Origin of the sequence: Haloarchaeobius salinus (assembly GCF_024464185.1) — an archaeon.
Classification (GTDB): domain Archaea; phylum Halobacteriota; class Halobacteria; order Halobacteriales; family Natrialbaceae; genus Haloarchaeobius; species Haloarchaeobius salinus.
In genome coordinates, this window is the sequence record NZ_JANHAU010000002.1 from 585,392 (window position 1) to 609,773 (window position 24,382).

The following is a 24,382-nucleotide window of genomic DNA, read 5'->3' on the forward strand; positions in this document are numbered from 1 at the left end:
ACGCGCGGCGGCCGAGGCGGGTGCGTGACGCACCGCCGCGCGAACGACCGCGTCGCCTGCTTGCCCTACTCCGCGGACGAGTCGCTGGACGGCGCATCGTCCTCGCCCTCCACGGATGAGAGCCGTTCGTCGCCGTAGTGGCGACGCTCGACCAGCGCGTCGAACCGCCGCCCCAGCAGCGTCGTCACCGGCCCGCTACCCACGTCGATGCCGTCGACGGTCGCGACCGGCCGCAGCTCCCACGTCGTGTTCGTGAGGAACACCTCGTCGGCCTCACGGACCTCGCTCGGTTCGTACCGGCCCTGCAGCACCGGGATGCCCTCCTCCCGTGCGAGATCGACGACGACCGAGCGCGTGATGCCCGGCAGCAGCGGCAGCTCCGCCGTCGGCGTGTGCAGCCCGCTGTCGGTGACGAAGAACAGGTTGCTCGCCGCGCCCTCCGCGACGAAGCCGTCGCTGTCCCGGAGCAGTGCCTCGTCCGACTCGGAGAGGAGTTCGTTCCGGGCGAGGATGCCGTTGAGGTAGTTGTGGGTCTTCGCGCCCGGTGGCAGTGCGCTCGCCGGCGGCTTGCGCGTCTTCGTGGTCTGGACGACGGCGTGGTCGTCCCAGACAGGGGTGCTGCCGACGCCGCCCCGCGGCAGCGGCTTGACGATGATGACCACCGTCGGGTCCACCTCCGACTGGGCCGTCAGGGTCCCGGGCTGGACGCCCCGCGTCACGGAGAGCTTGACGTAGGCGTCGTCGAGGTCGTTGGCCGCGAGTGTCTCGTCGATCCGCTCGCGGAGGTCGTCCGCCCCGAGCCCGTGGTCCAGCGAGAGCGCGTCGCAGGTCGTCTCCAGCCGGTCGAGGTGTGCGTCGAGTTCGAAGACGGAGCCGCCGTAGGCCCGCATCGTCTCGAACGCGGCGTCGCCGTACTGGAAGCCGCGGTCGCGGACGTCCACGGTCGCCGATCCGGCCGGTACGAGGTCGCCGTCTACGTGGTACTGCATCTGTCGAGGAAGTTGGCAACGAGCTGTCTCCCGATCCGGAGCGAGAGCGCCTGCCCCGTCTCGCGTTCGGTCGCCTCGCCGGTGAGGATGCTCTCCGGGTGGAACTGCACGCCGACGTGTGGCCGTTCGCGGTGCCGGACCGCCATCAGCACGTCGCGCTCGTCGTCGGTGGCCGCCGTCTCGACCAGACCGTCGGGGAGGTCGTCCCGCTCGACCGCCAGCGAGTGGTAGCGCCCCACCCGGATTCGCTCCGGCAGGTCGGTGAAGATGCCGGTCCCGTCGTGCTGGATGACGGACGGTTTCCCGTGGACGACATCGGGTGCGTTCACCACCGGAGCGCCGTTGGCCGCACAGAGCGCCTGGTGACCCAGACAGACGCCGAGCGTCGGGTACGCGAGCTCCGCGAAGATCGGGATTGAGACGCCCGCCTCGGCCGGCGTTCCCGGCCCCGGCGAGACGACGACACCGTCGGGGTCGAGTTCGCGGATTCCGTCGACGTCGATCGCGTCGTTCCGACGGACGACAACGTCGTCGGCGAGTTCGCCGACGTACTGCACGAGGTTGTAGGCGAACGAGTCGTAGTTGTCGACCACGAGCACTCTCGTCATCTGTCCACCTCCTCGCCCACAGCCGTCTCTTCGCCTGCGACGGTCATCGCGGCCCGGTCGCCGAGCGCGTCGTCGACGGCGGTCACGAGTGCCCGTGCCTTGTCGAGCGTCTCGGCGTACTCGCGCTCCGGCACGGAGTCGTGGACGATGCCGGCCCCGACTCGAAGGTGGTACTCGTCGCCGTGGCGGACGAGCGTCCGGATGACGATGTTGAGCGTCGCGCGGCCGTCGAAGCCGAAGAGGCCCATGCTACCAGTGTACGGCCCGCGACGGGTCGACTCGAGTTCGTCGATGATGGCCATCGTCCGTGGCTTCGGCGCGCCGGTGATGGTGCCGCCGGGGAAGACGGCGGCGACGGCGTCGGCGAGCGATGCGTCCGGCCGGAGCTCCCCCACGACGTTCGAGACGAGGTGCATGACCTCCGCGTAGCGGTCGACGCGGCGGTACTCGGCGACGTCGACGCTGCCGTAGCGGCACACCTTCCCGAGGTCGTTCCGTTCGAGGTCGACCAGCATCGCGTGCTCGGCGCGCTCCTTCTCGTCCGCGGTCAGGTCGGCTTCGAGGTCGGCGTCCTCGTCGGCGGTCGCACCGCGCGGTCGGGTCCCGGCGATGGGTTCGGTCCTGACGTGGTCGCCGTCGCGTTCCAGTAGCAGCTCGGGGCTCGCACTGACGAGGTCGACGCCCGGGAACTCGACGAGTCCGGAGTACGGCGCGGGGTTCACCCGACGGACCGCGTCGTACGCCCTGACGGGGTGGACCGCCGCGGGGGCGACGAGGCGCTGGGAGATGTTCGCCTGGAAGGTGTCGCCGTCGTGGACGTATCGCTGGACGGTCCTGACGCGGTCGGCGTAGGCGTCCCGGCCACAGTCGCTCTGGAAGGTCACGTGGTCGGTGTCGACCGGTGGGTCCGGGAACACGGGTTCCCCGTCGGTCGCGCGCCTGGCGAGTTCGAGGGCTCGCTGGCGGCCGCGCTCGAAGGCGGCGTCGGGGTCGTCGCCGCTTCGGGGGCAGGCGGTGATCCGGAGCGTGGTCTCGTCCTCGCCGTCGCCTGGCTCGCGCCAGGAAACGAGCCGGTCGTAGACGCCGACCTGGAGCCGCGGGAGCCCCCGGTCGTCGGTGGCATCACCGGGGAGCGACTCGAGCTCCCGGGCGATGTCGTAGGAGAGCCAGCCGACGGCACCACACGGGTACGGCACGTCGCAGTCGCCACGGCGGAGCGACTCACCGTCGAGCAGGCCGTCGAGTGCGGCGAGCGACGGCGACGGACCGTCGAGCGCGTGGGCGTCGGGAGCGACGGTGAGTCGGTCGACCGGCTCGACCGCGAAGTGGCCCCAGCCGGACTGCCCACCGGTGGTCTCGAGGTAGGCGTCCCACTCCCCCGTCCGCGCCCGCCGGTAGGCGTCGAACGGGTCTGCCACGGTGACGGTCACCTCGACGGGCACCCGAACGTCGGCGGGTGCGTCGGCGGCAGTCGCGACGAACGAACTCCGGTCCGTCACGACGTGGGGCGTGGTCATGCGATGAGGATAGCGGCGGGGGCCTAATCGTCTTCCGGTCCCTAGCTGCGCGCCTTCGCGCGCTTGACCCACTCGGTGACGCGGGTCTCGGAGATCTCGGTCTCCGCGGCGACCGACTCGGGGTCGGCGTCGGCGAGGTCGGCGATGGTCTCGATACCGACGCTGCCGAGGCGGTCGGCGTAGGCCGGACCGATACCCTTGATCTCCTTGACGGGCGCTGACTCCTCCTCGTCCTCGCCGTCGTCCGCGTCGGACTCGGGTTCCGACTCGGTCGTCTCCTCGGTCGGTTCGTCGGCCACTTCGGCCGACGGCTCGTCGGTCGCGTGCGCCGTGGTCGAACCGTCGTCGTCACCGTTGGAGGTCGACTCGGCTGTGGCACCGGCCTGCCGTTCCTTCTCGACCGTGACGCCGACGTCACGGGAGGACTCCGGCTGCGACCCGTCGTCGAGTCCGAAGAGCGACTTCAACTTCTTGAGCAGTGGCATTGGCGGTACGTAGCTGTCGGTGCCACTTAAACCCGCTACCTGTCGTCTCGGAGGTGTGTCCGCAGCGCGTCGTCCATGGCGGCAACGGGTGCCGCCATCCCCGTCCACAGCTCGAACGCCTCTGCTCCCTGATACAGGAGCATCCACGCACCGTCGACCGTCGTCGCGCCGGCAGTGGCGGCGTCACGGAGGAGCCGTGTCTCGAGCGGTGCGTACACCGCGTCGAGGACGACGAGGTCGGCGTGGAGCGCGGCTGCGGGGACCGGTGTCTCGTCTTCCTCCATGCCGACGCTGGTCGCGTTCACGAGAATGGCCGCGTCGGCGAGCAGGTCGTGGAGGGCGTCGAGCCCGTGGCCCGTCGCGTGGGCCACGTCGCTCGCGAGATCGACGGCCCGTTCCTCGGTCCGGTTCGCGATGGCGACTGTCGCGCCCGCGTCGGCGAGGCCGTGGGCGACGGCACGCCCGGCACCGCCCGCGCCGACGACGACGGCGTCGGCCCCGTCGAGATCGGCCTCGCCCTGTGCTTCGAGTGCGCGACGGGCACCGGCCGCGTCGGTGTTGTGGCCGGTCGGCTCGTCGCCGGAGAGGTCGACGGTGTTGACCGCGCCGATGCGTGCGGCGAGGTCGTCGACGGCGACGAGGTCGTGGACGCGTTCCTTGTACGGGACGGTGACGTTCAGCCCGCTGACGCCGAGTGCCCGCGCGCCCTCGATGGCGGCTGGCAGGTCGGCCGGCGTGGGCTCGAAGGTGACGTACCGGGCGTCGATGTCGCGGGCAGCGTACGCGGCCTCGTGCATCGGCGGGGAGAGCGAGTGACCGACCGGGTTGCCGACGAGTCCGAACACCTGCATTGGTCGGTGCGAGGCGGCGGTGGGTGAAAAGTCGTCCGGGGGCGGCAGCGTTCGCGTCTCGGTCCCGTCGGCCTCAGGGACGGACGACGAGCACGGGCTCGTCGATGGTCCGCAGGACACGGTCGGTCGTGCTCCCGAGCAGCTGGCCGGCGAGGCTCGACTCGCCGCTGGAGCTCATGACGACGAGGTCGACCCCCTCGTCCTCGACGTACTCGACGATGGCCTTGCTCGGGGTACCAGTCACGGTCGCGCGCTCGATGGGCAGGTCGTCTCCGGCGAGGTCGGCACAGTCGTCGGCGAGCGCGTCGACGCCCTCGCGTTCGGCATCGAGGAGACGGTCGATGTACGCCTGGTCGACGCCGCCGGCACTGAACGGGCCGGACTCGCGGACCACGTCGACGACGCCGAGGACGTGCAGCGTCGCGTCGTACGTCCCGGCGAGGTCGGTCGCAGGTGCGCCGGCCGCGGCGGCGGCCTCGCTCCCGTCGGTCGGGAGGAGGACGTCGGTGTAGTCGTCGACCGGGCCGTCACCGGTGGGGACGGTCAGGACGGGCCGCTCGGTGCGGCGGAGCACGCGCTCGGTGACGCTCCCGAGGAGCCGTTCCCGGAAGCCGCTCCGCCCGTGGCGGCCGACCACGACGGCGTCGGCGTCGATCTCGTCGGCGAGGGAGACGACCGACCTGGCGGGACGGCCGTGCACGACGTGGGACGTGACCGTGACGCCGGCCTCCTCGGCGATGGATTCGACGTCCTCGAGGACGCGACCCGCGTCGTCCTCGTCGAGTTCGTCGTGCACCGCGGTGACGGCGTCGACCGTCGCCCCGTACGTCGCCGCCATCGCCACGCCCGCGCGGGCCGCTCGTGTGGCACAGTCGCTTCCGTCGACCGCGATGAGAAGTCGCTCGAACATGTCTCTGGCCGGGGGTTCGTCGACTCGGTACAAAAGTGATGCGTCGCCGTCTCGTCGGTCGGCCACCGTGGGACCGTCGCGCGTGAAACTGCCTGACAGGGGTGTCGCGCTCCCGAAACCACAAGCGTTACTTGCGCTATAGCGAACGGTTGGGGTATGTTGAAGGACCGGCTCCAGCACCCGCTGGCCGCCCTCGTCTTCGCCGCTCTGCTCACGGCTCCGTGGGTCGGTGTGGAGCTACTCGGGGGGCCAGGGGCGGTTGGACTTTCGCACATCGGCACAGTCGCGGTGAGTGGACTCTCGGTACTCGGTGCGTCGTTCATGCTCGCGTGGGGTGCCGAGACCGCCGAGAAGGACGTCCCCCGGGCGTTCGCCATCGCGGTGCTCGCGGTGCTCGCGGTCGCACCCGAGTACGCGGTCGACGCACTGTACGCCTTCGGTGCCGGTGACGGCGGTGCGACGGCCCAGGCTTGCGCGGATTTCACGACCCGGGAGATAGAGAACGCCGCGGACGGGACCGTCGCCGCCGCCTGTCACGACGCGAACCTCGCCGTCGCGAACATGACCGGCGCGAACCGCATCCTCATCGGACTCGGCTGGTCGGGCATCGCGCTGTTCACCGTCTACCGGGCCGGGAGCTCCAGCGACCCGTCCGTCAACGACGGCGACGGGTTCCTCGGTAGCAGTGTCAGCCTCGACCGCGACCTCGGACTGGAGATCGTCTTCCTGCTCGCGGCGACGCTCGTCGCGTTCTTCGTCCCGCTGAACGGTGGCATCGGCGTCGCCGACACGCTCGTCCTCGTCGGCATCTACATCGCCTACATCGCCATCATCATCCGCGGTGACGTCGAGGAGCACGAGGAGCAGGTCGGTGTGCCGGCGTACCTGCAGCGACTCCCCTTCGCCTACCGTACGCTCTCCTCGATCACGCTGTTCGTCTACTCCGGCCTCATGATCTACACCGCCGTCCACCCGTTCGCACACGGGCTGGAGGAGATCGGCCTGTCGTTCGGCATCCCCGAGTTCTTCATGATCCAGTGGATCGCTCCGCTGGCCTCCGAGAGCCCCGAGCTGATCGTCGTCGCCTACCTCGTGAACAAGGCGCGCTCGACGGCCGGCTTCAACGCGCTCATCTCCTCGAAGCTCAACCAGTGGACGCTGCTCATCGGGACGCTCGCGGTCGTCTACAGCCTCGCACTCGGCAGCGTCGGCACGCTCCCGTTCGACGAGAAGCAGACCGCCGAGATCTGGATCACGGCGGCCCAGAGCCTGTTCGCCATCGCCATCATCACGAACTTCGACATCTCGGTGCGTGAGTCGCTGGTGCTGCTCGCGCTGTTCGCCTCGCAGGTGATCATCGAGTTCGGTGCCATCGTGACGATGACCGACAGCGCGGCCGGGGAGTTCAGCATCTTCGTCCTCCACGCCTACACGGTGCTGTACGTCGCCATCTCCATCGTCCTGTTCTTCCGGCGGCGCGAGGCCCTCGTCGACATCTTCCAGACGACGGCGGCCACCGCCCGGGAGTCGGTGACCGGTACGAGCGCGGCCGAGCACTCGGACTGACCGCGACCCGACACCGACTTGTTCTCGCCCCGTCAACGCCGAGCCGTGATAGCAATCGTCGTCAGCCGTGCGGACTCGGCCTCGGAGCACATCGGTGAGCACCTGCTCGACCTCGCCGACTGGGAGGCGACGGTCGACGAGGGCCGCCCCGACGCCGACGGCGGCGGGACGGTCCATCGGACCGACGGGTTCGAGCTCCGCACCTTCGACGAGCTGCACCTCCACCTCGACGGCGTCGCGACGGCGTTCGACGACGCGGAGCTGTTGCTGTTCGCATCGCGGCACTCCGGGAACACCGGCCCGCTGCTGACGGCGCACTTCACTGGCAACTTCGGTCCGGCGGAGTACGGCGGCGAGGACGACGCGCTCGCCGCCGCGTGTCCGAACGCGCAGGCGGCACTGCTGTCGGCGTTCGACCGGCACGCGCCCGACGGCTACGAGGTCGGCATGGAGTGCACCCACCACGGGCCGAGCGACGTGGGCGTGCCGTCGATGTTCGTCGAGCTCGGCAGCGGCGAGGACGAGTGGGCCGACCCCGAGGGGGCCCGCGCCGTGGCGCGGGCGATTCTCGACATCGAGGGCGTCGAGCCCCACCGCGAGCGCACCGTCGTCGGCTTCGGCGGCGGCCACTACGTCCCGCGGTTCGAGCGCGTCGGCCGCGAGACCGACTGGGCGGTCGGGCACGTCGCGGGCGACTGGTCGCTCGACGCGATGGGCCACCCGGATGAGCACCGCGACGTGCTCGCCCGGAGCTTCGACGCCAGCGGCGCGTCGCTCGCGCTCGTCGAGGGCGACCATCCGGCGCTCGTCGACACCATCGAGGAGCTCGGATTCCGCGTCGTGAGCGAGACGTGGCTCCGGGCCGTCGACGGCCGGGACCTCGACCGCGTCGCCGAGCTGGAGGACGCCATCGCGAGCGTCGACGACGGCCTCCGGTTCGGGGACCGCTTCGACGCCGACGAGTGGGTCGTCCGCGGCCTCCCCGACGACCTGCTCGCGGCGACGCAGGCCATCGACCGCGAACGGACCTACGACGCCGTCGAGGCACACGCGGTCGCCCTCCAGACGGAGAACGCCGGCAGCCGGGTCGGCGACCGCGCGGCGTTCGTCCCCGGCGAGTTCGACGCGCTCGTCGACGACATCTGTGACCTGCTGGCCGAGGGGTACGAGACGGTCCGCCGCGAGGACGGCGTGGTCGTCGCCGTAGAGCGCGCGTTCGACCCCGACCTCGCACACGAGGCCGGCGTCCCCGAGGGCCCGAAGTTCGGGAAGCTCGCCGGCGGAAAGCCGGTCGAGGTCGGGGGACGGACGGTCGACCCGGCGTCGGTCCGGACCGAGCGGACCGACCGGTTCGAGCTTGGATAATTCCACCGTACTCTCCGCCCACTTAATCGCTCGTTAGACAGCCCGCAAATTTCGTCAGACGGTCGTCAGACACCAGGGGAAAGGTAATTAACCTGCATAGTATAAAAGAGGGCTAAGGATGGACTCCATTGTCGAAAACGCTATCGACGAGGCCGAGGGGGAGGCCGAGGACCCCGACGAGGGTGGTCGCCGGGGGACCACCCCGCAGGACGAACCGGCGCACCGAACCGGCAAGATGACCGACGACGAGCTGGAGGACGTACTGCAGGACCTGCAGACGAACATCACCGTCGTCGGCTGTGGTGGTGCCGGCGGGAACACCATCAACCGGATGCACGAGGAGGGCATCCACGGCGCGAAGCTCGTCGCCGCGAACACCGACGTCCAGCACCTCGTCGAGATCGAGTCCGACGAGAAGATACTGATGGGCGAGCAGAAGACCGGCGGGCGCGGGGCTGGCTCGCTTCCGCAGGTCGGCGAGGAGGCCGCCCTCGAGTCCCAGGAAGAGATCTACGAGTCCATCGAGGGCTCGGACATGGTGTTCGTCACGGCGGGGCTCGGCGGCGGCACGGGCACCGGCTCCGCGCCGGTCGTCGCGAAGGCCGCCCGCGAGTCGGGCGCGCTCACCATCGCCATCGTCACGACGCCGTTCACCGCCGAGGGGGAGGTCCGTCGCACGAACGCCGAAGCCGGCCTCGAACGGCTCCGCGACGTGAGCGACACGGTCATCGTCGTCCCGAACGACCGGCTGCTCGATTCGGTGGGCAAGCTCCCCGTCCGGCAGGCGTTCAAGGTCAGCGACGAGGTGCTCATGCGCTCGGTGAAGGGCATCACCGAGCTCATCACGAAGCCCGGCCTCGTCAACCTCGACTTCGCCGACGTCCGCACCGTCATGGAGCGCGGCGGCGTCGCGATGATCGGCCTCGGCGAGTCCGACTCGGATGCCAAGTCCACGGACTCGGTGAAGGCGGCACTCCGGTCGCCGCTGCTCGACGTGGACATCTCCGGTGCGTCCTCGGCGCTGGTGAACGTCACCGGCGGCTCGGACATGAGCATCGAGGAGGCAGAGGGCGTCGTCGAGGAGATATACGACCGCATCGACCCCGACGCCCGCATCATCTGGGGGACGTCCATCGACGAGACGCTGGAGGGCAGCATGCGCACGATGATCGTCGTCACCGGTGTGGACTCGCCGCAGATCTACGGTCAGCCCGGCGACGACACCGCCGAGCCCGACCCCTCGGTCCAGCAGGACATCGATTTCGTCGAGTAATCTCCCGTTCTCGTCGCTCGCCGTCGGTTAGCTCGCATCAATAGATAGAAAAGCGCTGATACCGAAGCGACGCCCATGAACGTTCCAAAGGACCTCAACTCCTACGTGCGTGTGCTCAAGATGGCGAGCACACCCTCGCGCGAGGAGTTCTCACAGATCGCCAAGATCGCCGGTGCAGGGATTCTGCTCGTCGGCGTCATGGGCTTCATCATCGCACTCGTCATGGGGTTCCTCCCGGCCTGAACCATGCCTATCTACGCAGTCAAGACGACCGCGAGCCAGGAGCGAACGGTCGCCGACATGATCATGAACCGCGAGGAGGAGACCATCCACGCCGCGCTCGCACCCGACTCGCTGACGAGCTACGTGATGGTCGAGGCGGACGACTACAACATCATCGAGCGCGTGCTCGAGGACATCCCGCACGCCCGCAGCGTCATCCCGGGGGAGTCCGACATCACGGAGGTCGAGCACTTCCTCTCCCCGAAGCCGGACGTGGAGGGCATCGCGGAGGGCGACATCGTCGAGCTCATCGCCGGCCCGTTCAAGGGCGAGAAGGCGCAGGTCCAGCGCATCGACGAGGGCAAGGACCAGGTCACCGTCGAGCTGTACGAAGCGACGGTTCCGATCCCCGTCACCGTGCGTGGCGACCAGATCCGGGTCCTGGACAGCGAGGAGCGGTGAGCGCCAGCGAACCGCTCCTCGATACGCGAACGGGGAGCCTGCGACCCGTGAGCAGCGAGGAACGCTGAGCGCCAGCGAAGCGTTCCTCGGATAGTCGAGCGGGGAACGGAGTGACCCGCGAGACGCCGAAGAGCGCTGACGGGCTCATGATGCTTCTGCCGGAGGACGACACGAGACCGGGAGAGCCATCGCTCCGAGCCGACGTCCTCGTGAGACGCGGTGGCGATGATACGGGAATGGCGTACCCAGTACGGGTGTGACGGACTGGTCGGGGGCCGCGCGAAGCGGCGCTGCAGTGCAAAGGGTCCGAACCCTCCTGAGTCGCGTCTCCCCCCAACCACGACTCAGGTACCGGGATGGAGCGCGCGGGCGGAAAAAGACCGAATGCCCTACTAGTTAGGCCCGGGTGCTGCTCGGCACGGGGCTGTCGCTCTGGAGGGCGCTCACGGAGCAACCGCCGTCAGGACTGGACGGCCTCGCCGCCGAGGCGTTCGACGACGGTCTGGAGGTCGGCCTCGTCCTCGACGAGCTCCTTGATCTCCTCGCGTTCGCGCACCTCCTCGGAGCTCGCGCCGTAGGCGCGGACGTACTCGGCGCGGGAGTGCTCGTTGAAGGCGTGACGGATGGCGAGGTAGCCGTCGGGGACGACGACGCCACAGACCTTGCACTCGCGGCGCTCGTGGTCGGTGCTCTGGTGGACCACGAGGTCCTCGGGCGTGCCGAACCGCTCGCCGCAGCCGTCGATTCCGCATTCCCAGGGCATCGGTTGCGCGGAAGTACGCGAGTCCGCTATTTCACTGTTGTCCATGGTGGCCGGGCTGGCTCATCGGTCGTCGACGGTGACGGAGATCCTGTCGGGGACACCGTCCCGTGAGTCGGTGATCCGTAGCAGCAGCGAGTGGATGGCGAGGTCGTCGCCGTACCCGCCCGAGGGCTCCTCGACGCGGGCGACGACGTGGAGGCCGCCGTCGGTGCGCTCGATGCGGTCGAGGTCGAGCCACGTCGCGCTCTGTCTGCCGTACTGGACGACCACGAGGAACGACGCCTCGAAGTCGGTGTCGCCGAGGAAATTCGGTGGAAGTTCGCCCGAAGCAATCGACGCCATCGCGTCGTCCCTCTCGGTGAACACTCGATGGGCCATCTCTTTGTATCCGGGCTGTGCCCGTTCACGTGATTCGAACACGTCGTGTCCGACGTGTTCCGCCCTCACCGACATCCCCGGCGGGAGCGACGGCGAGTCGTCGACGACCGTGCTGACGGCGGAACAGCCACCGAGGAGGGAGGTGAGGGCGACACTGCCGCCCGCGAGGACCGTTCTGCGGCGCATACCTGGTGTACGAATGCAGATACCTTGTCGGTTGTCACGTCACCAGTCGTCGCCGAGTGCGGCCCTGACCTGCTCGTAGCCCGCGCCGTCGCTCCACGTCCGACCGGAGTCCGCGTGCTCGACGACGTAGCGGTCCCCGCAGTCGCCACAGCGGTAGCGCCCGGGCTCGGTGACGGTCTTCGAGGCGCGGTACCGGCGGGCGCTCCAGTCGCAGTCGTCGTCCCGACAGTGCAGCAGGTACCGCGGGTCGGCGAACGGCTCGCAGTGCCGCGGTGCGTCCACCGCGTCGGCCTGCTCCCTGAAGCGGGGCCCGTGGCCCGACTCGCCGAAGCGCTGGAACTCCCAGGCGTGGACGAGCTCGTGCCGGACAGTGTCGGCGACCTCGGCCCAGCCGTGGGTCCGGTACGAGTGCCAGGAGAGGACGATGGTGACACCGTGGTCGGGGTCGTACCGGCAGGCTCCGGCCCGGCGGCGCGCGTGCTTCGAGATGTCCCAGTCGACCGCGTCGAGGTCCACGTCGATGTCGACGGTGCCGGCGTAGGTACGGGCCCACGCGAGCAGGTCCTCGGGTGTGTCGGGGTCCGGTGCGCCGATGCTGTCGCTGGCCACGGTGGATGCTCGGGGGATGGGTGCAAAAGCGTTCAGGCTTCGACGACGAAGCCGCCGCGTTCGAGCGCCTCGTCGACGCTCGCGTCGTCGTGGACGATGGCCGAGACCGCCGTCGTGATGGCTGCCGGGTCCTCGTGCTGGAAGATGGAGCGGCCCATGGAGACACCGGCCGCGCCGCCGTCCATCGCGCCGCGGACCATCTCGACGGTGTCGCGGTCGCTGCCGCGCGCGCCGCCGGCGATGAGGACGGGGAGCCGGGTGGACTCGCAGACGTGTTCGAAGGACGCGCCGTCGCCGGAGTAGCCGGTCTTCACGAGGTCCGCGCCCAGTTCCTCGGCGAGGCGGACCGCGTGCCCGAGCGACTCCGGGTCGGTGCTGTCGACGCCGGGGCCGCGGGCGTACGCCATCGCGAGGACGGGGATGCCGAAGCGTGCGGCGGTGTCGGTGATTCCCGCGAGGTCCTCGATCTGCTCGGGCTCGTGGTCGCTGCCGACGTTGATGTGGAAGGAGACGGCGTCGGCCCCGGCCCGGATGGCCTCCTCGACGGTGCCGGTGAGCCGTTTGTCGTTCGTGTCCGGGCCGATGGTCGTCGACGCGTTGAGGTGGACGATGTAGCCCGCGTCGTTCCTGTGGTCGTGGACGCGCGGCGCGATGCCCTTCTGCGTGAGGACGGCGTCGGCTCCGGCCCGCGTGACCGCGTCGATGGTCGATTCGATGTCCTTCAGTCCCTGTACCGCACCGAGTGTGATGCCGTGGTCCATCGGGACGACGAGGTAGTTCCCGTCTGTCCCGACGCGACCGAGGCGTGCACGTGTTCCTGGTGTCGTCATTGGTTGTCAGTAGTTAGCATATCGCATTTATTGGCCTTCCGGTTTCGCCATATTTTCCGCGCCGGCCGCGACGCCCTCGCTGAGTTCGCGAGCCATCGCCTCGAGCCGCTCCGGGACGTCGTCGCCGTCGGCGTCGCCGTGTTCGGCGACGATGTCGACGAGCGCGCTGCCGACGATGACGCCGTCCGCGCCGGCCTCGACGATGCGTCGCGCCTGGTCACCACTCGACACGCCGAAGCCGACCGCCTTAGGGATGTCGTACTGACTGACCTTCGCCAGCGACTCACCGGTCTGGTCGCTCACGTCGGCCTTCGCACCCGTGACGCCCATCCTCGCCTGCACGTAGAGGTAGCCCGAGGACAGCTCGACCATGCGCTCGAGGCGCTCGCCCTCGGTCGTCGGCGCGACGATGAACACGAGGTCCAGCCCGTGCTCGTCGCACGCATCCCGGAGCGGCCCGGCCTCCTCGGCGGGCAGGTCCGGGATGACGAACCCGGAGATGCCGACCTCGGCGGCGCGTGCGACGAACGCCTCCGGCCCGTCGCTGTCCCCGTACTGGTACAGCAGGTTGTAGTAGGTCATGCAGACGATTGGCACGTCCACGTCGAGCGACGACACGAAGTCGAGGTACACCTCGGGCGTGACCCCCGCCTCCAGCGCGCGAACGACCGAGCCCTGGATGGTCGGCCCCTCCGCGATGGGTTCGGAGAACGGCAGCCCGAGTTCGAGCACGTCCGCGCCGCCGCGCACGAGCGCCTCCACGTACTCCCTGGTGCGCTCGACGCTCGGGTCGCCGACACAGAGGTACGGGACGAACGCCGGCTCGTCGAAGGCGTCTTCGAGGCTCATATGCCACCTCCGTCGCCGGCTGCACGCCCGAACACGTCCATCGAGGGCGCGTTTTCGAGCTCGCGCTTCTCCGTCTCCTCGATGACGGATTCGAGGTCCTTGTCCCCGCGCCCGGAGACGTTTATCACCGTCAGCTCGCCGAGCTGCTCCGGGTTCGCCCGCGCGAACGCGACCGCGTGGGCCGACTCCAGCGCCGGGATGATGCCCTCCTCCTGGGAGAGCAGGTGGAACGCCGAAAGCGCCGCGTCGTCGTCGACGTTCACGGGTGTCACCCGGGCGGTGTCGACGAGGTGGGCCAGCTCCGGCCCGACGCCGGCGTAGTCCAGCCCGGAGGAGACGCTGTGGCTCTCGACGACGTTGCCGTCCGAGTCCTGCAGCAGCTTCGTCCGCGCGCCGTGGAGCACGCCCTCGGTGCCCGTCGACAGGCTCGCGGAGTTCGGCGCGACCCCGATCTCCTCGTCGACCGCGAGCGAGGAGCCGCCCGCCTCGACGGCGAACAGCGACACCTCGTCGTCGCCGACGAACTCGTGGAACGCGCCCATGGTGTTCGAGCCGCCCCCGGCGCAGGCGACGACCGAGTCCGGCAGTCGGCCGGCCTTCTCCCGTACCTGTTCGCGAGCCTCCTCGCTGATGACCGATTGGAAGGTGCGGACCATCTCGGGGAACGGGTGCGGCCCGACGACGCTGCCGATGACGTAGTGGGTGTCCTCGACGTTCGTCGCCCAGTCGCGCATCGTCTCGTTGATCGCCTCCTTCAGCGTGCCGCGGCCCGCGGAGACGGGGTTGACCTCGCTCCCGTTCAGCCGCATCCGGAAGACGTTGGGCCGCTGGCGCTGGATGTCGCGGGTGCCCATGTACACCTCGCAGGGCATGTCGAGGTGCGCGGCCGCCATCGCCGTCGCGGTGCCGTGCTGGCCCGCGCCGGTCTCGGCGACGATGCGCTCCTTGCCCATGTACTTCGCGAGGAGCACCTGCCCGAGCGCGTTGTTCAGCTTGTGCGCGCCGCCGTGGACGAGGTCCTCGCGCTTGAGGTACACCTCGCACCCGAGTCGTTCGCTCAGGCGGTCCGCGCGCTGGAGCGGCGTCGGCCGGCCGCCGAAGTCACGCAGGCGACGACGGAACTCGTCGACGAAGCCGTCCTCGTTCCCGAGCACGTAGCGCTCGTAGGCGTCCTCGAGCTCCTGTACCGCGGGCATCAACGCCTCCGGCACGTACTGGCCGCCGTAGCGGCCGAACGTGCCGGGGCGGTCGCCGCTCTCGTCGGGTCCGTCTCGTCGTGTCTCGTCGTTCAGGCTCACGCGTACACCAGCTCCTCTGTCGACTCTCGGGGCTCGCCGGCCATAATCGCACTGCCGACCAGCAGGCCGTCCGCACCGGCCGCGCGCATCCGCCGTACGTCCGCGGGCGTCGAGATGCCGGATTCGGCGACGAGCGTCACGTCGTCGGGTGCCTCCGCCGCGACGCGCTCGAACGTCCCCAGGTCCACCGTCAGGCTGGCGAGGTCGCGGTTGTTCACGCCGACGAGCGTCGCGTCGGCGTCGAGCGCGGTCTCCAGTTCGGCCACGCTGTGGACCTCGACGAGCGGCTCGAAGCCACGCTCGCGGGCCGCCGCCACCATCTCGCCCACGTCGTCGACGAAGCGGGCGATGACCAGCGCGGCGTCGGCCTCGACGGCGTCGAGGTGGCCCGGTTCGAGCAGGAAGTCCTTGCGCAGCACTGGGACGTCGACGGCCTCGCGTACCCGTTCGAGGTTCTCGACGCTGCCGCCGAAGTGCTCGGGCTCGGTCAGCACCGAGAGCGCGGCCGCGCCGCCGTCGACCATCGCCCGCGCGAGGTCGACCGGGTCCTCGGTCCGCGTGCCCTCGGTCGTCGGGCTCGTCGGTTTCACCTCCGCGATGAGTGGTACCCGTTCGTCCGCGTCGGCCGTCGTCAGGGCGTCGGAGAGCGACGCACCGTCGACGCTGACCCGGTCGGCGGGCACCGTCCGTCGCGCCGCGGCGTCCAGGATGGAGCGGACGGCGGGCGCGAACTCCTCTGTAGCGTTCATCATCGTACATCAATGTTCTAATCTGTACATAAGGTTTGCGTCATCGGCGGGCCGACGCGGGTCACCATCGTCACGGGAACCTTCAAGGCCGTCTCCATCCTGAAGCCCGTATGGACGCTGACGACGACGGCGTCGCTGGAATCTACGCGCGGCACTCGCCGTTCCTCGAGCGCGCCGTACAGATCGGATTCGCGAGCGGGCGGATCATCTCCGTCTCGTTCCCGCAGGAGGCCGACGCCGACGCCGGTGCAGACCACCCCGTCCTCGACCGGATCGACGAGTATCTCGACGGGCTCCAGGCGGTCGACTTCGACGACGTGGAGGTCGCGCTGACGATGCCGTCCGACCAGCGCGCCGTCCTCGAGACGCTCCGCGAACAGGTTCCCTACGGCGAGGACGTCTCCGTGGCACAGCTCGCTCGCATGACCCCCGGCCTCGACGCCGAGGACGACGACGACCTCATCCTCGTCCGCACCGCGCTCGACGCCAACCCGGTGCCGTTGCTCGTTCCGGACCACCGGGTACGCGACGGTCCGAGCGCCGCCGAGCCGCACGTCGAACAGAAACTCAGGTCGATAGAGGGGCTCTAGCCGGGCGAAACGCCCGGCTTCCCCTGCTCGGTTCGCTCGCCCGAGAACCCCGGGACGACGCGGTCGATTACTCCGGTGCCCACTCCACGCCCAGCCCCTCGTGTACCCCGAACTCCAGCGCGTTCACGAGGTAGTGTGCGACGACGACGGTGGCGAGACTGCCCGTCAGCACGAACGCGGCGGCGAGCACGAACCCGAGCCCGCCGGTGACGACGATGCCCGCCGGTCCCTGGAGGCCGTGGCCGGCCGCGAACAGGAGCGAGGAGCCGACGGCGAGCAGCCACGGCGAGACGCCGAAGCCCGCAGCGAGCACGCCGACCATCGCCGCCCGAAAGAGGACCTCCTCGAAGACGGCCACGAGCGGGAGCACGAATCCGAACAGCACCGCCCAGCCACCGACGCTCCCTGGCGCGAGGCTCTCGCGGAGGTGCTCGTCGTACTCGATGCCCGCACCTTCGGCGACGGCCGCGCCGACCTCGTTCGCGACGTAGAGCCCGATTCCGAGACCCACGCCGGCGAGCAGGGGTATCGGCCCGAACGCGGCCGGCGACAGGCCCGTCGCGGCCGCCGGGACGCTGGTGAAGTACGCCGCAGCGACGACGGCGACGAGGAACACGCCCTGCGTGACGGCGACGTTCGCGAGCAGCATCCCGGTCGACATCGCGGCGAGCGGGTCCGTCTCGCGTTCGTCGAGCCACGCCGGAGGGTCCTCGGGTGGCTCGGGGGCGGACGGGTCGGGCGTCGTCGACGGACCGGGTTCCGGTGCCGACCCGTGCGTGTCGAACTGGTCGGTCGACCCCCCGGAGCCGTCGGGCCCGGTGCCGTCGCGGGGACCGCTCGGGTCGTGCCCCCCCGATGAACCGGTCACCGCCCGCGTCGTCGAGTACGAGAGCACGAGCATCAGCGCCGTGATGATCGCGAGGGCGGCCGCGAACGACACCGCGTCGAACGACGAGCCCACGGCTGGGGACTGGAAGAACGGAAGAAGGCCGACGGCGGCTGCCGTCGTCCCGGACATCGCCGCTTACTGCGGGCTCGGGGAGCCGCCGCTGCGGCCGATGTCGTGCTCCAGCGCGGAGCCCGTGATGGACTTCAGCCGGTCGACCAGCGAGTCCTTGTCGGGCTCGCCGGCGAGCGCCACGTCCAGCACCTCGCTGATGTGGCTGACCGGGATGATCTCGATCTGGTCCTTGTACTCGTCCTCGATCATCACGTCCTGCTCGTTCGCCTTCGGGATGATGACCCGGTCGAGCCCGGCCTTCGCGGCCGCCTCGATCTTGTGGGTCACGCCGCCGACGGGCAGCACGTCGCCCCGCACGGAGAGGGAGCCGGTCATGGCGAGGTCCTGCGCGACGGGCATGTCCTCCAGCGCGCTGATGACGGCGGTCGCGACCGTGATGGACGCGGAGTCGCCGTCGACGCCCTGCTGGCCCGCCTGCACGAACTGGATGTGGATGTCCTTCTCCGAGATGTCCTCGTCGGAGAACTTCTTGATGATGGCGGAGACGTTCTGCACCGCCTCCTCGGCCATCTCCTGCAGCTTCCCGGTGGCGATGACCTTCCCGGGGCCCTGCGAGGGGGCGACCTCGGCCATGACGGGGAGGACGATACCGGAGTCCTCGCCCATGACCGCGAGGCCGTTGACGCGGCCGACCACGTCGCCCTCGGAGACCGTCATCTCGTAGTCCTTGCGGCGCTCGATGTAGTTGTCCGCGAGCTGCTGTTCGATGCCACGCGAGCGGCGCTTGGCCTGGATGACGTCGTCGCGCGTGGTCTCGTCGCGGTCCTCGCCGCGGGCGATGTCGCCGGCGACGCGGACAAGTCCACCCAGGTTCCGCAGTTCGAGCGTCAGGTGGCCCTTCCGGCCCGAGCGGCGCTTCGCCTCGAGGATGACCTCCTCGGCGGCGTCGCGGGTGAAGTGCGGGAGCCGCCCGTCGTTCTCGACCTCCTGGGCGATGAAGCGGGCGTACTTCCGGCGCATCTCGGGGGTGTCCTCGATGGTGTCGTCCATGTACACCTCGTACCCGTAGCCCTTGATACGGCTGCGGAGCGCGGGGTGCATGTTCTCCATCGCGTCGAGGTTCCCGGCCGCGACCATGACGAAGTCACAGGGCACGGGCTCGGTCTGGACCATCGCGCCCGAGGAGCGCTCGGACTGGCCGGTGATGCCGAACTCGCCCTCCTGGATGGCCGTCATCAGCTTCTGCTGGCTGCGGATGTCGAGCGTGTTGATCTCGTCGACGAACAGCACGCCCTTGTTGGCCTTGTGGATGGCACCGGGCTCGACGCGGTCGTGGCTCGGCGTCTCCATGCCGCCGGACTGGAACGGGTCGTGGCGGACGTCGCCCAGCAGCGCGCCGGCGTGTGCGCCCGTCGCGTCCTCGAACGGCGCGGTCTGCTGTTCGGCGTTGTTCACGACGAGGTTCGGGATCATCGAGTCCGTCGAGCGGCCGGAGTAGCGGAACGCGAGGTAGACGACACCGGCCGCGAGGATACCCAGCAGCAGGCTGCGAGTGACCACGGCGTAGACGAGGACCACGGCCATGATGATGAGCATCAGGAACGAGCGCATCTGGTTGCGCTTCCTGGCCTCGTCCTTGTACGCCTCGATGATCTGGTCGCCCTTGCCGGCGGGGACCGTGCGGACCTTCGGCTCGTTGCCGTCGTCCGGGTTGTGGTAGACGAGGATGTCCTGGAGGTCCTCCTTCGGGAGGAGCTGGGACATGGCCTTCGCGAGCATCGACTTCCCGGTACCCGGGGAGCCGATCATCATCACGTGGCGGCGCTGCTTGGCCGCCTTCTTGACGATGTCGCGGGCGTCGTCCTGCCCGATAACCTGGTCGACGAGACGGTCTGGCACCTCGATCTCCGACGTGGAGTCGACCTTCAGGCCGCCGAGGAGGTCGTCCTCCTCGATCTCCTCGTCGATCTCGGCCCCGATGTCCACCTCGACGTCGCTGCCCAGGCGGTCGATGTCGGGCCCCTCGTCGTCGATGGTGCCCTCGTCGTCGGTACCCTCCTCGACGGTCGCGTCGTGGAGGCCACCGTCGTCCGGGGACCCATCGTCCTCGGGGATCACCGGCTCGAACCCCTCCTCGCGGTCGGGGTTGGGGGTGTCGTCACTTTCGGGCTCCCGCTCGTCGACCGTCTCCTCGACCGTCGGCGGGGGGCCGTCGTTGGGGTCACTATCGTTACTCATGAAACGGGTTGCTACCTGAATTCTGGTGTTTTGTACTGATATACTTTCTCCCTTCTGAAGCCGCCGGCGCACGACCGAAAACGGCAGACTCAGGTGCTGGAGCGCCCGGATACGCCGATGCGGGCGTCTCGCCATCCTTATAAACGAACGGGCCGACGGGTTCGCCATGACGCGGGGATTCTACATCGGCCGGTTCCAGCCGTACCACAACGGCCACCACAGCATGGTCGAGACCATCGCGGAGGAGGTCGACGAACTCGTCCTCGGTATCGGGAGCGCGGGCGACTCCCACTCCGAGCACGACCCCTTCACCGCCGGCGAGCGCATCATGATGCTCACGAAGTCGCTCGTCGACTCCGACCTCGTCACCTACGCCGTCCCCATCGAGGACCTCGACCGCAACTCCGTCTGGGTGAGCCACGTCCAGAGCATGTGCCCCACCTTCGACGTGGCGTACTCGAACAACCCGCTCGTCATCCGGCTGTTCGAGGAGGCCGGCATCGAGGTCCGGCAGTCGCCGATGTTCAACCGCGAGGTGCTGGAGGGCTCGGAGGTCCGCGAGCGCATGGTCGAGGGTGGTGACTGGGAGTCGCTGGTTCCCGACGCCTGCGCCGAGGTCGTCCGCGAGATCGACGGCGTCGAGCGCATCCAGATGGTCGCCGATACGGACACGAACGGGGCGTGAGTCCCGGTCGGGCGTCGGGCCGACGGCGCAGACACCACCACAGTTATTCTCCCGCGTCCGGCAGTACCCACCCATGATAACGCTCTCGTCGGATTTCGGCTCGCCGTACCCCGCGGCGATGCGCGGCGTCATCCTCGACCGCTGCGACGCGCGGCTGGTCGACGTGAGCCACGAGTTCCCCCGGCACGACGTGCGGGCGACGGCGTTCTGGCTGCGCGAGACGCTGCCCTACTTCCCGCCGGCGGTCCACTGCGTCGTCGTCGACCCGGGCGTCGGCACCGACCGGGACGCCGTCGTCGTCCGGGTGGGCCGGCACGCGCTCGTCGCGCCGGACAACGGGGTCGTCATTCCCGTGGCGCGGGCGCTGGCCGGCCTCGACCCGGGTGAGCCGCTCGCCGACGCGACCCACCAGACGGTCGCGGCGTACATCGTCGACGACGAGAGCGCGGCCTCCAGCACGTTCCACGGCCGGGACGTGTTCGCACCTGCCGCAGCGCGCGTCCACGAGGTCGGCGTCGCCGCCGTCGGCGGCATGGAGGGCGTCGAGGCGACCGACGTGGCCGACCTCGTGGACTGCACGCTCCCGCCGGCGTCCGTCGATGGCGACCGTGCCGTCGGTGAGGTGCTGGTCGTCGACGACTTCGGCAACGCGGTGACGAACGTGCCGGGCGGCTTCCTCGCGGACACGGACGCCGTGACGGTGAACGGCGAGCGCGTTCCCGCCGGCGAGACGTTCGCGGCGGTGCCCGAGGGCGAGCAGCTGGTCACGGTCGGCAGTCACGGCAACGTCGAGTGCGACGTGAACCGGGGCCGCGGCGACGAGGCGTTCGGGCTGGCACCGGGCGATGAGGTGACCATCGAGCGATGCTGAACGCCCTCGCTGCGCTGACCCCCTTCGCGGCGATGAACGCCATCGGCACGGTCGCGTTCGGCGTCGCCGGCGCGTCGAAGGGCGTCGACGCCGACCTCGACTACCTCGGCGTGACCGTCCTCGGCGTCGTGACGGCGCTCGGCGGCGGCATCACCCGCGACCTGCTCGTCGGGCGCGTCCCGTCGGCCCTGACCGCCGAGACGGACGTGCTGCTCGCGCTCGCGGGCGTCGCGCTCGCCATCGCGCTCGTCAGGGCCGAACGGGGCAGCATCGCGGACTCACCGCTGCTGACGATCCCGGACGCCATCGGGCTGGCGGCGTTCACCGCCACCGGGGCCATCGTCGGCGTCGAGGCCGGCCTCTCGCCGTTCGGCGTCGTCGTCTGTGCGACGCTGACCGGGGTCGGCGGCGGTGCCATCCGGGACGTGCTCGCACAGGAGGTACCGTTCGTCCTCCACGAGGACTTCTACGCGACGTGTGCCATCGCCGGTGGGGCCGTCTTCTGGCTGCTCTGGACCGCGGACGTCGCATCCCCGGTGCCGACCGTCGCCTGCGTCGCCGTCGCGCTCGGGCTCCGGCTGATGGGGATGCGCCGGGGCTGGTCGCTGCCGACGGTCGCGTGACCGGGTTCCCGAACCCGGATTTATCTACCACCACGGTCTCGTCGCTGGTATGAGTACGACCGACGGGGGGACCGTCCGGACCGGCGGCGAGGAGGCAACCGTCGAGATGGAGACGGTGTTCGAGGAGCTGGAGGAACTGGAGGATATCGTCGACACGGAGGTGGAACGCGAGAAGGTCAGGCAGACGATGCGGACGCTCCGCCGTGCGCGTCAGCCACGGGTGTTCGGTCGGTTCCGCTCCTCGTTCGGTCTGCAGGACGCGGGCGAGGCGCTCGTCGGGAGCTTCGTCTTCGGCATCCCGATGATCGTCGAGGGTGGCACCCTCGAGATCGCCGAACACCTCTCGACGCGGCTGCAGGTGCTCGGCATGACGCTCCTCGTCGGTGTCGCACTGGTTCTCGGCATCCTCCACGCGGCGGGATTCGAGGACGTCGAGGCGGACAGGCTGTTCGGGGTCGTCCCCGTCCGGCTGCTCGGGGTGCTCGGCATCGCGACGGTGACGTCCGTCGTCCTGATGACAGCCTGGGGACGCGTGGACTGGGCGACGCCCTGGATTGCGACGAGCGCGACGGGACTCACCGCCGTCGTGATGGCCGTCGGCGCGGCCCTGGGGGACGTCGTCTCCGAACCCTGAGGGTGGCCACGACGGACCCTCGTCATGCCCGTCGAGTCCACGGGGCTACGTGCTCGAAAATGGCGGTCGGTCGCTCAGTTCGCGGCGATGACGTCGTCGATGCGCAGGATCATCGTCGCGGCCTCGGTGGCGGACTCGACGGCCTCGCGCTTCACGTCGGCGGGGTCGAGGATGCCGTAGGCGAGCGGGTCGTCCACGCGGCCGGTCTCGCCCTCGCTGATGAGACCGACGACGTCACCGTCCTCGCGGCGGGCGCGCAGCGAGACGAGCGCGTCGATGGGGTCCATCCCGGTGTTCTCGGCGAGCGTGCGCGGGATGACGTCGACCGCGTCGGCGAACGCCTCGACGGCGAGCTGCTTGCGCCCCTCGATGCCGGAGGCGGCGTCCCGCACCGCGGCGGCGATGGCGAGTTCGGACGCTCCAGCGCCGGGTAGGACCTCGCCGGACTCGACGGCGACGCTGACAACGTCGAGAGCATCTTCGAGCGCGCGCTCCAGCTCGTCGACGACGTGCTCGGTGCCGCCGCGGACGAAGACCGTTACGGAGCTGGCGGCCGCGCCGCCCTCGACGAAGGTGAGCTGTTCGTCGCCGACGTGCTCGACGTCGATGGCGTCGACGTGGCCGAAGTCGTTTGACTCGAGGTCGTCCAGTGCGCCGACGCGGCGTGCGCCGGTCGCGGTGGCGATGGCGCGTGCGTCGCTGTTCGAGAGGCCTTCGAAGGCCAGCACGCCCTCCTCGGCGAGGAAGGACGCCACCCGGCCGTCGATGTCGTCGGTCGCGAAGACGACGTCGACGTCGGCGTCGGCGATGGTCTTCGCGTACTTGCGGAGCTCGGCCTCCTCGGCGTCCATCGCGGCGGTGAGCTGGTCGACGGACGTGACCTGGTACTCGGCGTCGATGTCGGCGGTGCGGACATCGAGTTCGACGTCGAGCACGAGCACCGAGGCGTCGGTGACGTGCTTGGGCATCTCGTCGTGGACGGGCTCCTCGTCGACGATGATGCCCTCGACGAGCTCGGTCGCGTTCGAGGACGCGCCGACCTTCGTGAACACGCGGACGTCGTCGCGGTTGACGTGGCCGTCGTCGTCCTCGACGTGGCGGATCGCGGAGACGACGGTCTCGGCGAGCTGGTCGGCGGTGAGGCCGCCGGTCCCCTTGCCGGTCATGCTGGACTCGGCGACCTTGCGGAGCGTGTCGTCGTCGACCGCCGCGTCGAGCACCTGCTCGTCGATGGCCTCGAGGGCGATGCGCACGGCCTCGTGGTAGCCCTCGACGATGGTGGTCGGGTGTACGTCGTTCTCCAGCAGGTCCTCCGCCTGGGCGAGGAGTCGGCCCGCGAGGACAGCCGCGGTCGTGGTGCCGTCGCCGACGGCCTCCTCCTGGGTCTCGGCGACCTCGACGAGCATCTGCGCCGCCGGGTGCTCGATGTCCATCTCGGTCAGGATGGTCGCGCCGTCGTTCGTGATGACCACGTCGCCCGTCGAGTCGACGAGCATCTTGTCCATGCCGCGGGGTCCGAGCGTGGTCCGTACGGCCTCGGCGACCGCCTTGCCGGCGGTGATGTTCGAGGACTGGGCGTCCCGGCCGTGTGTGCGCTGTGAGTCCTCGGCCAGGATGAACATCGGTCGGTTGCCCATGCCTCGCTGTGCGAATTCTGCTGATGACATGCTCTGAAACCTCGCCACTAGATTGTTTCTTCTTCTATATAATATTTTTGTGTCGGTGGCCTCGCTTGCTTGCGATTAGCACGAAGCTACCAGAACACGTACCCGATCTCGGGTCGGGGAGTACTCTGGCTGTTCCCGTCTCCATCTGTTCTCGTCAATGGGGAGCGTTCTGGCTGTTCGTGGTCCAGACGGTTCCCACGACG

At 69.6% G+C, this 24,382-nt stretch carries 26 protein-coding genes; 10 read left to right on the forward strand and 16 right to left on the reverse strand.

The features are described 5' to 3' along the window. Positions 1 to 65: 65 nt before the first annotated feature. The 6 genes from NO345_RS09560 to NO345_RS09585 form a co-directional block, all read right to left on the reverse strand. Positions 66 to 989 carry an aminotransferase class IV gene (locus NO345_RS09560; protein WP_256298658.1) on the reverse strand — a complete coding sequence of 308 codons (924 nt, stop codon included), beginning with the start codon at positions 987 to 989 and terminating at the stop codon, positions 66 to 68. After that, positions 974 to 1,597, reverse strand: coding sequence for an anthranilate synthase component II (locus NO345_RS09565; protein WP_256298660.1), 624 nt, complete (start codon positions 1,595 to 1,597; stop codon positions 974 to 976). The genes NO345_RS09560 and NO345_RS09565 overlap by 16 nt, the downstream gene beginning before the upstream one ends. Next, positions 1,594 to 3,114, reverse strand: a complete 1,521-nt coding sequence (pabB, locus tag NO345_RS09570) for an aminodeoxychorismate synthase, component I (protein WP_256298662.1) — start codon at positions 3,112 to 3,114, stop codon at positions 1,594 to 1,596. The genes NO345_RS09565 and pabB overlap by 4 nt, the downstream gene beginning before the upstream one ends. A gap of 41 nt (positions 3,115 to 3,155) precedes the next feature. Then, positions 3,156 to 3,599: a helix-hairpin-helix domain-containing protein gene (locus tag NO345_RS09575; protein ID WP_256298663.1), complete on the reverse strand. Its 444-nt coding sequence runs from the start codon at positions 3,597 to 3,599 to the stop codon at positions 3,156 to 3,158. Between the two features lie 35 nt (positions 3,600 to 3,634). Beyond that, the gene (locus NO345_RS09580) at positions 3,635 to 4,450 is read right to left on the reverse strand and encodes a shikimate dehydrogenase (RefSeq protein WP_256298665.1); all 816 of its coding nucleotides are present in this window, start codon (positions 4,448 to 4,450) and stop codon (positions 3,635 to 3,637) included. Between the two features lie 73 nt (positions 4,451 to 4,523). Continuing rightward, positions 4,524 to 5,360: a universal stress protein gene (locus tag NO345_RS09585; RefSeq protein ID WP_256298666.1), complete on the reverse strand. Its 837-nt coding sequence runs from the start codon at positions 5,358 to 5,360 to the stop codon at positions 4,524 to 4,526. A gap of 156 nt (positions 5,361 to 5,516) precedes the next feature. On the opposite strand from NO345_RS09585, the gene NO345_RS09590 reads away from it, so the two are divergent. From NO345_RS09590 to NO345_RS09610, 5 genes are all read left to right on the forward strand, one after another. Next, complete coding sequence (locus NO345_RS09590) at positions 5,517 to 6,926, forward strand: sodium/calcium exchanger protein (RefSeq protein ID WP_438266762.1); 1,410 nt, start codon at positions 5,517 to 5,519, stop codon at positions 6,924 to 6,926. Between the two features lie 45 nt (positions 6,927 to 6,971). Beyond that, positions 6,972 to 8,291, forward strand: a complete 1,320-nt coding sequence (locus NO345_RS09595) for a D-aminoacyl-tRNA deacylase (RefSeq protein ID WP_256298668.1) — start codon at positions 6,972 to 6,974, stop codon at positions 8,289 to 8,291. A gap of 118 nt (positions 8,292 to 8,409) precedes the next feature. After that, positions 8,410 to 9,564 carry a cell division protein FtsZ gene (gene ftsZ, locus NO345_RS09600; RefSeq protein WP_256298670.1) on the forward strand — a complete coding sequence of 385 codons (1,155 nt, stop codon included), beginning with the start codon at positions 8,410 to 8,412 and terminating at the stop codon, positions 9,562 to 9,564. A gap of 75 nt (positions 9,565 to 9,639) precedes the next feature. Beyond that, the gene (locus tag NO345_RS09605; protein WP_089731485.1) at positions 9,640 to 9,807 is read left to right on the forward strand and encodes a protein translocase SEC61 complex subunit gamma; all 168 of its coding nucleotides are present in this window, start codon (positions 9,640 to 9,642) and stop codon (positions 9,805 to 9,807) included. Between the two features lie 3 nt (positions 9,808 to 9,810). Continuing rightward, positions 9,811 to 10,248 carry a transcription elongation factor Spt5 gene (locus tag NO345_RS09610; protein WP_256298675.1) on the forward strand — a complete coding sequence of 146 codons (438 nt, stop codon included), beginning with the start codon at positions 9,811 to 9,813 and terminating at the stop codon, positions 10,246 to 10,248. 460 nt (positions 10,249 to 10,708) lie between these two features. Here the strand turns inward: NO345_RS09610 and NO345_RS09615 are convergent, their stop codons facing one another. The 7 genes from NO345_RS09615 to trpC all read right to left on the reverse strand — a co-directional run bounded on the left by NO345_RS09615 (position 10,709) and on the right by trpC (position 15,910). Further along, positions 10,709 to 11,011 (reverse strand): DUF7565 family protein, encoded by a 303-nt coding sequence (locus NO345_RS09615; protein ID WP_256298677.1) that lies wholly within the window; start codon positions 11,009 to 11,011, stop codon positions 10,709 to 10,711. Between the two features lie 60 nt (positions 11,012 to 11,071). Beyond that, positions 11,072 to 11,575, reverse strand: a complete 504-nt coding sequence (locus tag NO345_RS09620; RefSeq protein ID WP_256298679.1) for a hypothetical protein — start codon at positions 11,573 to 11,575, stop codon at positions 11,072 to 11,074. Between the two features lie 39 nt (positions 11,576 to 11,614). Continuing rightward, on the reverse strand, positions 11,615 to 12,184 hold the full coding sequence (locus NO345_RS09625) for a SprT family zinc-dependent metalloprotease (protein WP_256298681.1): 570 nt from the start codon (positions 12,182 to 12,184) through the stop codon (positions 11,615 to 11,617). A gap of 32 nt (positions 12,185 to 12,216) precedes the next feature. Beyond that, complete coding sequence (locus NO345_RS09630) at positions 12,217 to 13,014, reverse strand: 2-amino-3,7-dideoxy-D-threo-hept-6-ulosonate synthase (RefSeq protein WP_256298683.1); 798 nt, start codon at positions 13,012 to 13,014, stop codon at positions 12,217 to 12,219. 27 nt (positions 13,015 to 13,041) lie between these two features. Then, positions 13,042 to 13,863 carry a tryptophan synthase subunit alpha gene (gene trpA, locus NO345_RS09635; RefSeq protein ID WP_256298685.1) on the reverse strand — a complete coding sequence of 274 codons (822 nt, stop codon included), beginning with the start codon at positions 13,861 to 13,863 and terminating at the stop codon, positions 13,042 to 13,044. Next, positions 13,860 to 15,059, reverse strand: a complete 1,200-nt coding sequence (trpB, locus tag NO345_RS09640; protein WP_438266768.1) for a tryptophan synthase subunit beta — start codon at positions 15,057 to 15,059, stop codon at positions 13,860 to 13,862. The genes trpA and trpB overlap by 4 nt, the downstream gene beginning before the upstream one ends. Before the next feature lie 98 nt (positions 15,060 to 15,157). Beyond that, positions 15,158 to 15,910 carry an indole-3-glycerol phosphate synthase gene (trpC, locus tag NO345_RS09645; protein ID WP_256299565.1) on the reverse strand — a complete coding sequence of 251 codons (753 nt, stop codon included), beginning with the start codon at positions 15,908 to 15,910 and terminating at the stop codon, positions 15,158 to 15,160. A gap of 110 nt (positions 15,911 to 16,020) precedes the next feature. On the opposite strand from trpC, the gene NO345_RS09650 reads away from it, so the two are divergent. Beyond that, positions 16,021 to 16,500 carry an MGMT family protein gene (locus NO345_RS09650; RefSeq protein WP_256298687.1) on the forward strand — a complete coding sequence of 160 codons (480 nt, stop codon included), beginning with the start codon at positions 16,021 to 16,023 and terminating at the stop codon, positions 16,498 to 16,500. Between the two features lie 67 nt (positions 16,501 to 16,567). Here NO345_RS09650 and NO345_RS09655 read toward each other — a convergent pair whose 3' ends face one another. Next, complete coding sequence (locus NO345_RS09655; RefSeq protein WP_256298689.1) at positions 16,568 to 17,518, reverse strand: CPBP family intramembrane glutamic endopeptidase; 951 nt, start codon at positions 17,516 to 17,518, stop codon at positions 16,568 to 16,570. 6 nt (positions 17,519 to 17,524) lie between these two features. After that, positions 17,525 to 19,699: an ATP-dependent protease LonB gene (lonB, locus tag NO345_RS09660; protein WP_256298691.1), complete on the reverse strand. Its 2,175-nt coding sequence runs from the start codon at positions 19,697 to 19,699 to the stop codon at positions 17,525 to 17,527. A 166-nt stretch (positions 19,700 to 19,865) separates the two neighbouring features. Between lonB and NO345_RS09665 the strand changes: the two genes are divergently transcribed. The 4 genes from NO345_RS09665 to NO345_RS09680 all read left to right on the forward strand — a co-directional run bounded on the left by NO345_RS09665 (position 19,866) and on the right by NO345_RS09680 (position 22,512). Beyond that, positions 19,866 to 20,384, forward strand: coding sequence for a nicotinamide-nucleotide adenylyltransferase (locus NO345_RS09665; RefSeq protein ID WP_256298693.1), 519 nt, complete (start codon positions 19,866 to 19,868; stop codon positions 20,382 to 20,384). Positions 20,385 to 20,457: 73 nt separating this feature from the next. Beyond that, complete coding sequence (locus NO345_RS09670; protein WP_256298695.1) at positions 20,458 to 21,255, forward strand: SAM hydrolase/SAM-dependent halogenase family protein; 798 nt, start codon at positions 20,458 to 20,460, stop codon at positions 21,253 to 21,255. After that, a complete protein-coding gene (locus NO345_RS09675; RefSeq protein WP_256298697.1) occupies positions 21,249 to 21,878 on the forward strand; it encodes a trimeric intracellular cation channel family protein in 630 nt (209 codons plus the stop codon). Before NO345_RS09670 ends, NO345_RS09675 begins: the two co-directional genes overlap by 7 nt. Positions 21,879 to 21,927: 49 nt before the next feature. Then, positions 21,928 to 22,512, forward strand: a complete 585-nt coding sequence (locus NO345_RS09680; RefSeq protein ID WP_256298699.1) for a TIGR02587 family membrane protein — start codon at positions 21,928 to 21,930, stop codon at positions 22,510 to 22,512. 74 nt (positions 22,513 to 22,586) lie between these two features. Here the strand turns inward: NO345_RS09680 and thsA are convergent, their stop codons facing one another. Next, positions 22,587 to 24,134: a thermosome subunit alpha gene (gene thsA, locus NO345_RS09685; protein WP_368407871.1), complete on the reverse strand. Its 1,548-nt coding sequence runs from the start codon at positions 24,132 to 24,134 to the stop codon at positions 22,587 to 22,589. Between the last annotated feature and the right edge of the window lie 248 nt (positions 24,135 to 24,382).